The organism is Chitinophaga ginsengisegetis (genome assembly GCF_900168065.1).
Taxonomy (GTDB): Bacteria; Bacteroidota; Bacteroidia; order Chitinophagales; family Chitinophagaceae; genus Chitinophaga; species Chitinophaga ginsengisegetis.
On the sequence record NZ_FUZZ01000002.1, the window covers coordinates 77,514 to 92,062 of the forward strand.

Consider the following 14,549-nt stretch of genomic DNA (forward strand, 5'->3'; position numbering starts at 1 on the left):
TACACTTCTTATCTTCAAAATACTTTACACCTAAAATTTTGCAGGTTAAATTAACCATTATCAATGTAACCATACCACAGTAGATAATATGATCATTGATAATTTGTAATTAAATAATACTAATCAAGTAAAATGTATAAATATTTAAAAATCATATAATTAACCATTAAATATTGATCAAGTATGGTTTACTGGTTGAATACACATTTTAATTGTAATAAGTACTAGAGACTTCAATTCACTAATAAAGTACCATAAATTAAGTAACAGTTAGTACCTAAATCATATTCTTAGTGTATTATAACTATATCCTTAAATAAATTTTACAAACTGGACTTAAATGTACTTATATGGTTAAAAAATTACTAGGAGCATCCATACGTCCTTTAATAATTATACTCTTTATTAGTACATACTACTTATTTCCGGCATTAGGAAACGCAACTCGGCAAATGCCCAAAGTGACCATATCCGCGAACAATATTCCTCTTGAAAAGGTCTTTAAAAAGATTCAACAACAGACTGGACTCACCATCCATAATAACTATCAGGAAACAGACCTTAATGAAAAAAAAAGAGTTACAGTCAACTTTCTTCAAACAAAGATAGATGATGTGATGATTTTCTTATTGAATGACAGGAAGAATTTATCATTTGTATTAGGAAAGAATTCAATCGCAATCTTCAAAACGGATTTAAGTAGAAAAGATACCATATCTGCCATACTTCAATTAACTGGTAAAATTATTGACAAAGAGGGTAATCCAATTCCAGGAGCAAGTATAAAAATAAAAAATAATAGTCGCGGTACAATATCAAATACAGACGGTAGTTTTAGACTATCCGATATAGATAAAGGTACTCTTATAGTAATAACCTCCATTGGATTTGAATCCAAAGAAGTTATCGCTCATAAAAATGATATACTAATACAACTAAATTCGCATACTAACCTACTTGACGAAAAAGTTGTAATAGCATACGGGAATACAACAAAGCGTTTGAATACGGGAAATATAGGTAATATAAAAGCAATAGACATTCAAAAACAACCAGTTACAAATCCCCTGATGGCTTTACAAGGGCGCGTACCTGGAATATTCATTGAACAATCCAATGGTCTAGCCGGTTCAGGTGTCACAGTTCGAATACAAGGGGTGAATAGTCTATCGAGTGGCAACGATCCATTCTATGTAATCGACGGCGTTCCATACGTCTCGCAATTATTACCTACCAAAAATACAATAGGCGGTTGGTCTGGAACTCGTGGCACATATGGCAATCCCTTAAGTTATCTAAATTCAGCAGATATAGAGAGTATAGAAATACTTAAAGACGCTGACGCCACTGCAATTTACGGTTCAAGAGCGGCAAATGGAGCAGTATTAATTACTACCAAAAAAGGTAAAACAGGCCCAATCAGGACAAGCTTATTATTTCAAAGTGGATGGGCGAAGGTGCCCCGAAAAATGGACCTCTTAAATACAAAGGAGTATCTTCAGATGCGGCATGAAGCTTTATCAAATGATGGTGCCGTCCCTTCAGAATTTGACTGGGATTTAAACGGAACCTGGGATACGACTCGTAATATAGATTGGCAAGAAGAACTAATAGGTAGATCTGCACGTTATACTGACGCTCAACTGAGCATATCAGGAGGTAGTACTTATACTCAATTCATGCTAGGAGCGGGATATCACAAGGAAACAACGGTGTTTCCAGGTTCATTCTCAGATACAAAAGGATCCATACACTTAAACTTAAACGGAAGCTCATCCAATCAAAAATTCAGAATTCAAGTCACAGGATCCTTTCTTTTCGATGATAACAAATTACCATTAAATGACCTCACTTCAAGTGCTTTGACATTAGTTCCCGTCGCTCCAGATCCGTATAATCCTGATGGAACTTTGAACTGGATGCCTGATTCTAATGGAGCTAGCACTTACTTTGCTAATCCGATTGCCCCTAATGAACAAAAAAGCACGAATAAAACATTCAATTTAGTTGGAAATACTACGTTAGGCTATGAACTATTTCCTGGATTGATTATAAAAAGTAGCTTTGGTTACAATTCATTAAATACTAATGAAACAACTAGGTCACCAGCCTCTGTTTTCATACCGGAGTATGCCTCATATTTCCCAAATGGAACCGTCTTTGTCACAAACCGCATGACATCGTGGATTATAGAGCCGCAAGTTGAATATAACAAGAAAGTAAGTAAAGGGAAATTAACAGCTCTATTGGGTAGCACGCTTACTCAACAAAATAGTGACCAGCAAAATATCTCAGCGACCGGATTCAGTAATGAACTCGTAATGGAGGATTTAGCATCTGCAACAAGTATAATGGGCACCAATATTAATTCTGTATATAAGTACAATGCTCTGTATAGTAGAATTACCTACAACTGGCTCGACAAGTATATTCTGAATCTAACTGCAAGAAGAGACGGAAGCTCTAGATTCGGGTCTGAAAATCAATTCCATAATTTTGGAGCGATAGGTGCTGCTTGGATTTTCTCACAAGAACAATTCATTCAGTCCCATTTACCAGTGATTAGTTTTGGAAAACTAAGGGGTAGCTATGGCACAACTGGAAATGATCAGATAGGAGATTATCGTTTCATGGACATATATCAACCCATTTTTATTACGGGCAATGCATATCAGGGCATAATTGGCTTAGCGCCGAGTAGATTAACTAATCCATATTTACAATGGGAAGAAACGAAAAAACTACAGATTGGTATCGAATTAGGTTTCCTGAAAGATAGAATTCTATTTACCGCTAACTATAACCAAAATAGGTCCAATAACCAATTAACTCAATCTCGGTTATCAACAACAACTGGCTTTTCAGGTATAACCCGAAATTTCCCTGCTGTCGTCCAAAACACGGGATGGGAATTTACTTTTAATACCACTAATATCAAAACGAGAAATTTCAACTGGTCAACCAATTTCAACATTACAATTCCCAAGAACCAGCTACTTTCTTATTTTGGTAAAGATAAGAATAACTCAGTCTTTATTGGCAAACCTCTATCAACAATAACACTTTACAATTATATAGGTGTTAATGACACAACTGGCAGATACGAATTTCTTAACGCTAAAGGGAGTACTACATACACACCATCGGACCCAACAGATAAAACGGTAACGCTCAATAATGATCCTAAGTTTTATGGCGGGCTACAAAATAGCTTCACTTACAAAAATCTATCTTTGGACATCTTCATTTCATTCACTAAAAGAATGGCAATTGACGATGTTACCTATGGTCTAAAAAATCTTGCTTTCCCCGGCCAGTTTAATTCAGGCATGGGCAATCAATCGACAATTGTTCAAGACCGATGGCAAAAAAATGGAGACAAAAAGCTCCTGGAACCATACAGTGTATACAATAATACTGATTTAAGCTTCATAACTAACAGCAATGCAGTCTTTGTAGACGCCTCATATATTAGGCTTAAAAATATATCTCTCTCATGGGAACTACCGGAATCCTGGAAGAAGAATTTGCATATTCAAAACGCCAGAATATTTCTAAATGCTCAGAATATTATAACTATAACAAAATTCAGATCATTGGATCCTGAAACAGGACTATCTCTTCCTCCTTTAAGAACAGTTTTAATAGGTGCACAGATTACATTGTGATATACATCTACTTTAAGCAAACTTTCAACTATGATAATCATAAGAAAAAGAGAGAAAATAATAAATCCTGCTAGCTTTATAACATTACAGTTGGCCTTTATTCTTCTCACAACTGGATGTAGTAAACTTGTTGAGGTAAATACTCCAACGACAAGTATAGATGCAAAAAATGTATACAGTAATAACCTCACTGCGTCGGCAGTCCTCACTGGCATATATACAGGCTTAAGTGCAAGTGGAATAACAGGAAACGACTTCTCAGCGATAGGTTTTATAACCGGGCTTTCCGGTGACGAGCTAGTTTTATATAATGGTTCGAGAGATGTTAGACTAAAATCATACTATCAAAACAATTTAAAAAATATTACTTCCAGAATAGAATTTTGGACTGCGATTTACAAAGTCATATATATTACCAACTTATCCATAGAAGGACTTACTAATTCATCTTCTTTAACGCCCGGTGTGAAAAAACAATTACTCGGAGAGGCTAAATTCTTAAGAGCCTTCAGTTATTTCTATTTGGTCAATTTATATGGTGATGTAGCATTATCGACAACAACTGACTTTACAACTAATAATATATTAGGACGCTCTCCAAAAGAAAAAATATGGAGTCAGATAATTGCTGATCTAAACGAATCAATTGAATTGCTTTCCCCACGCTATCTAGACGGCAGCCTTTTAAAGGAAACATCAGAGCGAATTAGGCCCATCAAATGGGCTGCAATAGCACTTCTTGCAAGAAGCTATCTATATACTCAAGATTGGAGAAATGCAGAAATACAAGCATCTGCAATCATAGAAAATACTGCATTATACAAAATAGACTCTTTGAATAAAACATTTCTAATGAATAATATGGAGGCTATCTGGCAATTACAACCAGTCAATATAGGCTCTAATACGGAAGATGCAAAAACATATATAATTCCGCCTACGGGTCTATCGGTATTCACACCTGTATACCTTAGTCCAGAGCTACTTAATAGTTTTGAAAAAAATGATCGGCGCAAATTGTTATGGATTGATTCTGTCTCTATTTCAAATATTTCTTACTACTATGCTTCCAAATACAAAATTGGAACTATTGACCAACCATTAATGGAATACAACACAGTTTTACGTTTAGGTGAACAGTTCTTAATTAGAGCAGAGGCAAGAGCTCAACAAAACAATTTTGAAGGTTCATGTTCTGATTTAAACGTCATAAGAACTCGAGCAGGTCTAAGCGGAATCAATTTGAATGTAAAAGCGCTTTTACTAACAGCCATTTATCATGAACGACAAGTTGAGTTATTCACGGAATGGGGACACAGATGGCTAGACCTAAAAAGAACACAGACAGTAAACGAAGTAATGAGTCATGTAACCCCACAAAAAGGAGGAATATGGAGTGTAAATTGGCAGCTATTCCCCATTCCTTCTTACGATATTATTTCAAATGGAAACCTTACTCAAAATGTTGGATATTAATTAAGTGTATCCTTAAAAACACCTCGTATACAGTCTAATTTAAACTAACTTCTTTCGATAAACAATAAAACTGATGACAAATAAAATTATTAGTCTCGGAATTGCTACTATAGTGAGCCTGAATTGCTATGCCCAAAATAAAATACCGGCTCCCACGCATTACCAGATGGCTCCTATTCACATGCAATCTAGATGGGCTAAAAACGTTGGTCCCGAAAATGCATTGCCTGAATACCCCAGACCACAATTGCAACGAAAGAATTGGCAAAATTTAAACGGAATGTGGGAATACTCAATAACCGATTCCATAAGCGCAATTCCAAGTTCTTTTGATGGGAATATTCTGGTTCCATATCCATTAGAATCAGCACTTTCTGGAGTTCAACGAGTTTTATTACCTGATCAACGTCTGTGGTACAGAAGAATAATACAGTGGTCGGCTAATAATAAAAAAAAAGATGAACACGTTATATTAAATTTCGGAGGTGTTGATTGGCAAACTACTGTATTCATAAATAAAAAAGAAGTAGGCCGACACACTGGTGGATATCAAGGATTCAGCTTTGATATAACTGAATATCTCAAATCAGGCGATAACGAAATCTTAATCAAGGTCTATGACCCTAGTGACAAAGGTCCCAATCCTCATGGAAAGCAAGTGCTTAATCCAGGAAACATCTACTATACTGCATCAAGTGGAATTTGGCAAACCGTATGGCTAGAGACAATATCGGCAATTCATATATCCAATCTAAAATTGACACCAAACATAGATAATGAGGTCTTGGGTTTGAAGATCAACACAATCGGAAAAACGGAAGGGCTAAAACTTGAGGTGGCAGCATTAAAAGATGGTAAAATAGTGAGTGCCTATACGGCATCTTTAGATAAAAAAAAGAACGAGGACGAGATTAATTTTTCCATACCAATGAAAAAAGCGAGGTTATGGTCCCCTGAAGATCCTTTTCTATATGACCTCTCTATCAAACTTATCAAAGGTAATAAGACACTGGATGAAGTCAAGAGTTATTTTGGAATGCGAAAAATAAATATACAGAAAGACGAAAAAGGAACTGATCGAATTTTCTTGAATAATAAATATACTTACAATCTTGGCATCCTGGACCAAGGCTTCTGGCCAGATGGATTATATACTGCTCCTACAGATGAAGCACTTGCATTTGACATCAAAACCATTAAATCGTTAGGTTTCAATACTATTCGAAAACATATTAAAATTGAACCCGAAAGATGGTACTACCACGCAGATAAGATTGGTGTTTTAGTTTGGCAGGATTTTGTAAATCCTCCACATGGACTGCCAGAAGGATCACGAGAAAATTTCGAGAAAGAGGTTGAAGAAACTATGAGTCAATTGTATAATCATCCAAGTATCATTACCTGGGTACTTTTCAATGAACGGTGGGGGGCCTATGATCAAAAAAGGCTTACCAACTGGGTAAAAAAACTAGATCCGAGCAGAATTGTCAATGGGCATTCTGGAGAGCTTCTATATGTAAATGATCAGTTACGAACTCCTTCCGACTCACCCTGGATTGGAAGTGATATAACAGATGTTCATTCATACCCTGATCCAAGAAACGCCCCCCCTCAGCCTAATAAAGCAAGAGTTGTTGGTGAATTTGGTGGAGTAGGCGTACCAGTTGTTGGTCATGAATGGGATGACTTGCAGGGATGGGGTTACCTGCAAGTCACTGCAGCGGAATTAAAAGGAAAATATACTCATATGATGAAGATCCTCAAAGATTTGGAGTCCGCAGGATTAAGTGCATCCATTTATACACAACCTTTTGATGTAGAGGGGGAAGAAAATGGCTTTCTTACATATGATCGCGAAATAATAAAAATCCCAGTAACAGAGCTAAGGACAATCAATCAAGAATTAGTTAAGCAAGCCAATGGGTTTACGCTTGACCCTCATTTTTACATAGCAGCTGACATTGATAAGAATGACGGAGACAACAGGTATGAGGAATTAACCAATGAATACTATAAGGGGAAAATAGATTCCGCTTTCTTGAGACGACTTATATTAATGTCTATGAGGAAAAAGGATAAAGCTAAAACTACAATGATTAGTAACGATTATATATCTAAACTAATTTCTCCTTATTCAAAAAGCAACTTATCATTCATATGGCGAGTAACCAAAAGTAGTAAAGATAAAGGATTTGAACTGTTCTTAGCAGAACCCCAAAAGGTAGATTCAGCACTTTGGGAAAACTCAGCAATAACCAAGATTAAAACAATAATTGAAGCTGAAGAAATTGCGCCACAAAGAAAATTAAATCAAAATTGGGATTCCATACAACAAAATGTAAAAAATAAATTTGGCAGCATTGGAGAAGAACTTGTAATTGGAAAACGGATGATTTACTATGGTTTCGAAACAAATGCTAAGGAATGGGGAAATTATGCTAAATATTATCAATTATACTTCGAAAGAGCTCTAAAACGTCCTGAATATGACATTAATAATTGTTCTTGGCTTATTTACGAAAATATAGATGATGTTAAGGTACTAGAATTCGCTATAAGTGTCATGAAATACGCTATAGATCGATGGGATCAGTCTCCCGAAGCATATGACACATACGCACATTTACTTCATAAAGTAAATAAATCAAATGAAGCAATTATTTGGGAAGAGAAAGCATTAAAGCTTGGAAAAGGAACGCCTTATGAAAAACTCTTCGCCGAAACCCTTCAAAAAATGAAAGCCGGCCTCCCTACCTGGCCACAAAATAACTAAACTCTACGCGGTGTAAGTGGGTGGATGGTTTACACCCCTTACGCACTCATGTGTCGGTCGCTAATATTCCTATTGGTGACCCATTTTTTCTCAAAATCACACTCAAAATGTCAAATAAATTATTCTTTCATATCAATAGTACGTAGGCAAATTTGCATGTGTACTATATATGATTAACCTTAAAAAAAGACAAAAGCAAAATTTTAAGATACAAAACTGAATAGGCCAGATTGAAATAGTTTGTTGCTATCCTATAAAAACACTTCAGTCAGCCCGGTCAGCAGGCAAAACAATAACAGACATTTTTACCACCACTTTCAAAAAAATAATGTTATGAAAGCGCCCAGCAACTTACCCCGTATACCTTTAAGAATCGATGAAGATGACCAGGATTTCATCTCTATTGACAGTTTACCCCCGGAATACCAGCACCTGGCTATGCCGGCAGCAAAAATCTCTTTCAGAAGCGACGACTATGTAGATATCATCAGCCAGACCATCAAATTTGGCAGGTTTACGCTCCGTACACATGAAGTATATAATAAGGAGCACGCCATTATGCTGATCCCTTATACAAAGATTGAGCTATTAGCCCTGCATTTTATGGCTGGTGGCGAAGTGGTAGCGGAGATTACGGATAACGGACCGTATATGATGGCCAAAAGGGAAATGACCCTGTTCAAACTGGAACCCAGCGCACATAAAGCACCCATGAAACCGTGGGATAATATGTTCAGCTTCCATATCAATATCACACCGGAAGACCTGGCGGAGCTGGCAATGGAATATCCTGAACTGGCAGCAATAGTGAAGAAAACAGGCCAGAAAGGAAGTGCACCTGTCAACGCAGAGCCGTATCACATCAATCTGGCGTGTACAGATCTTATTGATGCCATCTGCAACTGCAAGTTTGTAGGTAAACAGGCAGAAGTATTTATGCACAGGTGTTGCCTGGAGCTGTACTTCAATTTTGCTGCGCAGGATAAACTGGAGGACGAGCCCATGCGGGTGTTCCCGTTATATGTATCCGAAAAACTAGAAGCCTCCATCAAATACCTTATTAACGTTACCAACGAAAAGTTTTCAATGGCAAAAATGGCAGTGCTGCTGGACCTCGGCACCCAGGAGTTAAGAGAAGCCTTTATAGATAGCTTTTTTATGACGCCGGAGCACTTCCACTTCCAACGCCAGATGATCCAGGCATATGGCACCGTAACGACATCTGCAGAATCCCTTGAAAAAGTTTGTACTTCCATAGCAATGAACAATGTAAACGAATTCACTACCCTGTTTGAATCCTATTTCAACTGTTCCATCCCTATCATTCGAAATAGTCAATGAAGAGATTGAATATCCCCATTTTGATTTTTTAGGTTGTTAATATGCCGGATCAATCCTGATCCGGCCATTCACTTGTCCCTCAAAATAGCCCTTGCTTTTTGCCGTCAGAGAAAGATTCCTTAAATTCCTCTTTCTTTCTCACCGCTAAAAGCAAGGGTTATGTCATTTCAGCAACGTACCATCTTTATTACCGGCGCAAGCCGTGGCATAGGCAAAGCCATTGCGCTGCGCCTCGCCAGCCGGGGAGCCAATATTATCATTGCCGCCAAAAGCGTGGAAGAAGATCCAAGACTGGGAGGAACCATTTACTCCGCCGCCGCAGAAGTAGAAGCCGCCGGTGGTAAAGCCCTCGCTGTACAGGTAGATATCCGGGAAGAAGCACAGATAGCCGCCGCCGTGCAACAGGGTGTGGAGAAATTTGGCGGGATTGATGTGGTGATCAACAACGCATCCGCTATTCAGCTCACCAATACAGAAGAAACCCCCGCCAAACGGTTCGACCTGATGTACAATATCAACGTACGCGGCACCTTTCTCGTAACACAACATTGCCTTCCTTATCTGAAAAAAGGAAATAATCCACATATTCTTACACTATCGCCACCAATAAACCTCGATCCAAGATGGTTTGGACCACACGTAGCGTACACCATCAGCAAATACAATATGAGCATGCTGGCAATGGGCTGGGCAAATGAGCTGGAGAAATACAACATTGCCTCCAACGCACTGTGGCCGGCGACGACTATCGCTACCGCCGCGGTAAAAAACCTGCTGGGAGGCGATTCGCTGATCAACAAAAGCCGCACCCCGGAAATTATTGCCGACGCAGTGGAATATATCCTCCAACAACCCGCGTCGTACTCGGGAAATACACTGATTGATGAAGAGGTGTTGAAAGCAGCGGGTATCACCAACTTTGATAAATATGCAGTGGTGCCGGGCGGCAAACTGCAGCGGGATTTGTTCCTGTCATAAAAAATTGCCCGGTAAAAAAAATTTACCGGGCCTTTCCCCCTCCCTACTCTGGGAATATGCGCGGCATATCCCTGAAAATAAATTGTTTGTATAGTTGATCCGCAACAGGATAAATATCATTGGGGATAATCGCCGTTTCTCCATCCTCCGATGTTTTGTACAACGCGCACCGGATGGCGCGCCAGCAATCAGACGTTTTATCATATAACAACGCTTCCATAGTAGCCTGCTGGCCCTGCATAATAGTATCCTGGAACAGCAGGCTGTAATCGCTCCAGGAAGCTTTCACCATTTCATCGTCGGAGAACTTCAGCCAGTGACGTACATGCGGCGTTACTTCATCCCATTCCCTGATGCGGATCAATATAGCCACCAAGGTGTGTACGTAATCTGTTACATGCGGCTCCAGTTCTACCGCACGACGGGAGAACTTCGTAGCCTGATCTAACCGCGTATTCAGTTTATACAGGCACCGGGCCACCCGGTTCAAATCGCGGGGCGACAGGCGGAGATAGTTGGAATTGAGTTGCTGTTCCATAAACAACAACAGGGACAGTGCGGTGGATGTTTCGCCCTGATCTACCAGGAAACGCAGGTAGGAAATTTTTGCATACAGCAAATCGTAGCTACTCCCCTTCTGATCTACGGCTTGCTGGTACCAGGTATGGGCCAGCCGGTAATCCGTAAGACTTTCCGCATACAGCTCCGCCAGGGCACACATAGGCAGGCACTGATCATTGTAGGGAGCAGACATAGCGGCTTTATACAGCTTTTCTGCCTCTGCATATTCCCCGGTTTCTTTGTAACAATGACCTACCAGCAGTTGTAAGAAAGATACCTGCTGCACGGACGCCGGCGCATGTTTAAACACGGCAATAGCCGCTTCATAACGATGCAGGTCCGACAGAGTTTTAATCAGTAACTGGCTGGTGGTTACACAATCGGGAACATTTTGCAGATGCTGCTTCCAGAGAGCGGCGGCGGTATGATAATCTTTTACCTGGTAGTAGATAGCTGCCAGCTCCTTGTGTGTATTAAATTTGATGAACTCAAATTTCTCGGCCCACTCCAAGCCGTTACTCAGCAAAGAAAGATCACCCGCTTGTGCGGCCACGGTGTGTAAAGCATCCAGGTAAGCTTTCGCCAGCAGGGCGCCCTGCGGAAAATAGTCGTCGGACAAGGTAAATGCCTGTTCAAAATAATGGATGGCCATCCGTAGCTCATCTATCGCATAATTACTGTATGCCAGTATCAGGTATAAAGAAATTTGTTCCTGCTGTTGCCGCCTGTTGCCTTGCAATGTTTCAAGGTAAGCGATATCCGTTTTTTCCAGCATGCCCACCGGCCGGTGTGCCTGATGCGTTTCGTTCAGCTGCTGCAGAAATGCCGGTAAATCCTTTTGAATTACATGGAGTAGTGCTTCATTCATAACGATTGGTTGGGGGTTAGTATCCTTGCCGCGCGCCATACGTGCAAATAATAATACACCCCAATCAGGCGGAAGGTACCATAGCTTACCTGCCGGCATAACTCCCCGCCGATGACGTTACCGGCCGCCGGTTCACCACATGCAGCAGATATTCACCGGAACCGGTTTCCATAATATACCGGCCCTCTTTATATCCCTTTTCTATGGCCACCGCTACTCCATTTACGGTAACATCTGAAGTGGATTCCGCAGGAAGATAAATAGTAGCATGAGTGTTGGCAGGTATACGTACCCGCAGTGTAAACGTGTTGTCTTCTTTCTTCCAGTCGCTCACAATTTCACCATAGGGAGAAAGATAGCTGGCTTTGGCGGTGGTAACATCGCCAACAGGTTCCGGCCGGATCACGATATCGCGGAAGGCAATACTGCCGGGCGCTGGTCGTATACCAGCAAGACCGCTGTAAAACCATTCCATCAGGTGGCCCAGCATAAAATGATTGTTGGACGCATCGCGATAGCCTTGCCAGGATTCGGTGAGCGCAGTAGCGCCTTTGGCCAGTTGCAGGCCGTAGCCGGGAACATCGCTGCGACTGTTCATATCAAAGATTACATCCGAACGGCCTTCATCGTCCAGTACGCGAAGCAGGTAGCGGTAACCGATATCGCCGGCAGTGAGACTGTTGTTATGCTGACGGATATCGGCCACAATATTTTCCACGATATCGGTTTTGTAACGCGGATCTGCCAGCTGCATGTATACCGACATGGCGTTGGCGGTTTGACTACCCGTAGCATATTGTTTGGTGCTGTCGTTGAAGAAGGCGCGGTTATAGGCTTGCTTCACTGCTTCACTTTGCGATAAATATTTTTGTGCATCCTCTTTTTTCCCCAATACCGTGGCTACTTTCGACAGGATGCTGAGGTCATAATAATATATAGCCGTAGCCGTTATACCCTTCGGGGTAAGCTGCGATTCGCCGGGGAATTTCGGGCCAATGTCGTACCAGTCGCCCAGGCCGTGTGAGAGAATATGATGATCTGATTTTTGCGAGAGATAGTTCACATAACGGGTCATCATCGGGTAACTTTCTTCCAGTACAGATTTATCGCCGTACCACTGGTACATATACCAGGGCAGGATAATGCCGTTGCTGCCCCATTCCGGCGAGTCGCGGAAGCCGTCATCGAAATGCACATACTCCGGCGCAATGTCAGGGATCAGGCCATCCGCGGTTTGTGCATGGATCATGTCGCGCACTACTTTCCTGCAAAGCGCGGCAATGTCGTAATTGTAACGGATAGAGCTGCCCACCAGGTGCGCTTCTTCCAGCCATCCCAGTTTTTCGCGGTGCGGGCAATCGGTAAACACGCTCGCCGTGTTACTGCGGATGGCCCAATCGATCAGCTTAAAAGTTTGATTGAACAATTCATTGGAGCAGGTAAACTGCCCGATGGTGGCGGCTGCATTGCGGGTATGCAGGCTATACAGCGTTTGTATTTCCGGCAACCCTGAAGGATTGCTGCTGCCGGCGGGCACCGCGCCATCAATTTGTATATAGCGGAAGCCATAGTACATAAACTGCGGCTGCCAGGATTCCGTATTCTGTCCCTTTAAAGTATAATTAAAAAACACCGGGCTGCCTACAGCAGATTGATCTGCCAGGCCTTTATCGGTGATCAGTTCCGCCGGCGTAATACGTACCACCATTCCTTTTTTCCCTTTCAGGGAGATGGCAGGAATAGCAGACGCATTTTGCCCCATATCGTATACCCAGGTGTTAGTACCGGTTTGTGTTACTTTAAGCGGCGTAAAGCGGTCGAATATTTTCAGTGGCGCTGCGGTTTGCGCATCCAGTTGCGGCGGGCCGGGCACGGCTACTGCGGGTTGCCAGGAGGCATCATCAAAGGAAGGCGTGTCCCATCCTGGTTGTTCCAGGATAGCATTGTAATCCTCCCCGCCGTAGATGCTGGAAAAAGTAACGGGGCCGGGGGCCGCTTTCCAGCTGGTATCGCTGATAATATTTTCGGTGGTGCCATCGCTGTATTGCAGATGCAGCCGGCAAATGAGCTGTGGATAACCAAAGGCGCCGGTGAGTTTACGGTACCTTTCTCCGGGCACATAAAAGAAGCCGTTGCCCAGCATCACACCAAGTGCATTGGTACCGGTGTGTAATTGCGACGTTACATCAAAGGTAACATAGAGGGCATGCTGATCATATTTTGTCCAGCCGGGATCGAGGAAATGATCGCCTGTTTTTTTCCCGTTGAGATGAAGATCAAACTGACCCAGTCCGCTGATATAAACAGTGGCCCTTTGCAGCGGTTTGGCGATATTAAATTCTTTTCGCAGCAGGGGCAGTATATCTTTCCGGTTACGGTATTTTTTGTCGCTGTCGTTGGTGATGGCGGGAACGATGCGTGCCGTATCCGGCATTTTCTCATAGCCAATCCATTGCGCTTGTTGCCAGTCGCGCGGAGAAAACAGCCCCGTATGCCACTGTGCCGTTTCACTCCACGCGGAGGGCTTTCCCTGCTGATCCCATACCATTACTTTCCAGTAGTAGGTAGTGGCGGGCAAGAGTGGCTTGCCGTTGTAAAGCACCTGCACCGACTGGTCCGATGATACTTTTTTTGAATCCCAGCTACGCCCGCGGTTTTTCTCCAGCGCAGCGGGATTGTCGGCCACCAGTATGCGGTAAGCAGTTTGCCGGATGTTGGTTCCTTTGCTGTCCAGTTGCCAGCTGAGAGCGGGGCGTGTGGCATCGATACCAATGGGATTGTGCTGGTATTCACATAGCAGCTGTTGCAATGAAACAGATTGTGCAACAACGGTATTGGTAATACCCAACAGTAGCAACAAGAACCATGATTTCATCATCATCAG

General features: G+C 41.7%; 7 protein-coding genes. 5 read left to right on the top strand and 2 right to left on the bottom strand.

All coding sequences use genetic code 11. The features are described 5' to 3' along the window. Positions 1-350: 350 nt before the first annotated feature. The 5 genes from B5Z18_RS14115 to B5Z18_RS14135 all read left to right on the top strand — a co-directional run bounded on the left by B5Z18_RS14115 (position 351) and on the right by B5Z18_RS14135 (position 10,236). Positions 351-3,668, top strand: coding sequence for a SusC/RagA family TonB-linked outer membrane protein (locus tag B5Z18_RS14115; protein ID WP_079470139.1), 3,318 nt, complete (start codon positions 351-353; stop codon positions 3,666-3,668). A gap of 30 nt (positions 3,669-3,698) precedes the next feature. After that, entirely contained in the window at positions 3,699-5,144 is a 1,446-nt protein-coding gene (locus B5Z18_RS14120) for a RagB/SusD family nutrient uptake outer membrane protein (RefSeq protein ID WP_079470140.1), read from the top strand. A gap of 73 nt (positions 5,145-5,217) precedes the next feature. After that, positions 5,218-7,917, top strand: a complete 2,700-nt coding sequence (locus B5Z18_RS14125; RefSeq protein WP_079470141.1) for a glycoside hydrolase family 2 protein — start codon at positions 5,218-5,220, stop codon at positions 7,915-7,917. Between the two features lie 333 nt (positions 7,918-8,250). After that, entirely contained in the window at positions 8,251-9,258 is a 1,008-nt protein-coding gene (locus B5Z18_RS14130) for a hypothetical protein (RefSeq protein WP_079470142.1), read from the top strand. Between the two features lie 159 nt (positions 9,259-9,417). Further along, positions 9,418-10,236, top strand: a complete 819-nt coding sequence (locus B5Z18_RS14135; protein WP_079470143.1) for an SDR family oxidoreductase — start codon at positions 9,418-9,420, stop codon at positions 10,234-10,236. A gap of 43 nt (positions 10,237-10,279) precedes the next feature. Here B5Z18_RS14135 and B5Z18_RS14140 read toward each other — a convergent pair whose 3' ends face one another. Further along, entirely contained in the window at positions 10,280-11,665 is a 1,386-nt protein-coding gene (locus B5Z18_RS14140) for a tetratricopeptide repeat protein (RefSeq protein ID WP_159454305.1), read from the bottom strand. An 85-nt stretch (positions 11,666-11,750) separates the two neighbouring features. Continuing rightward, positions 11,751-14,540, bottom strand: a complete 2,790-nt coding sequence (locus B5Z18_RS14145) for a family 78 glycoside hydrolase catalytic domain (protein WP_079470964.1) — start codon at positions 14,538-14,540, stop codon at positions 11,751-11,753. Positions 14,541-14,549: the final 9 nt, after the last annotated feature.

What these genes read in the sequence shown, in the direction of transcription:
- B5Z18_RS14125 (WP_079470141.1), top strand. Translation starts at nt 5,218, where the DNA reads ATGACAAATAAAATTATTAGTCTCGGAATTGCTACTATAGTGAGCCTG.
- B5Z18_RS14130 (WP_079470142.1), top strand. Translation starts at nt 8,251, where the DNA reads ATGAAAGCGCCCAGCAACTTACCCCGTATACCTTTAAGAATCGATGAA.
- B5Z18_RS14115 (WP_079470139.1), top strand. Translation starts at nt 351, where the DNA reads ATGGTTAAAAAATTACTAGGAGCATCCATACGTCCTTTAATAATTATA.
- B5Z18_RS14145 (WP_079470964.1), bottom strand. Translation starts at nt 14,540, where the DNA reads ATGAAATCATGGTTCTTGTTGCTACTGTTGGGTATTACCAATACCGTT.
- B5Z18_RS14120 (WP_079470140.1), top strand. Translation starts at nt 3,699, where the DNA reads ATGATAATCATAAGAAAAAGAGAGAAAATAATAAATCCTGCTAGCTTT.
- B5Z18_RS14140 (WP_159454305.1), bottom strand. Translation starts at nt 11,665, where the DNA reads ATGAATGAAGCACTACTCCATGTAATTCAAAAGGATTTACCGGCATTT.
- B5Z18_RS14135 (WP_079470143.1), top strand. Translation starts at nt 9,418, where the DNA reads ATGTCATTTCAGCAACGTACCATCTTTATTACCGGCGCAAGCCGTGGC.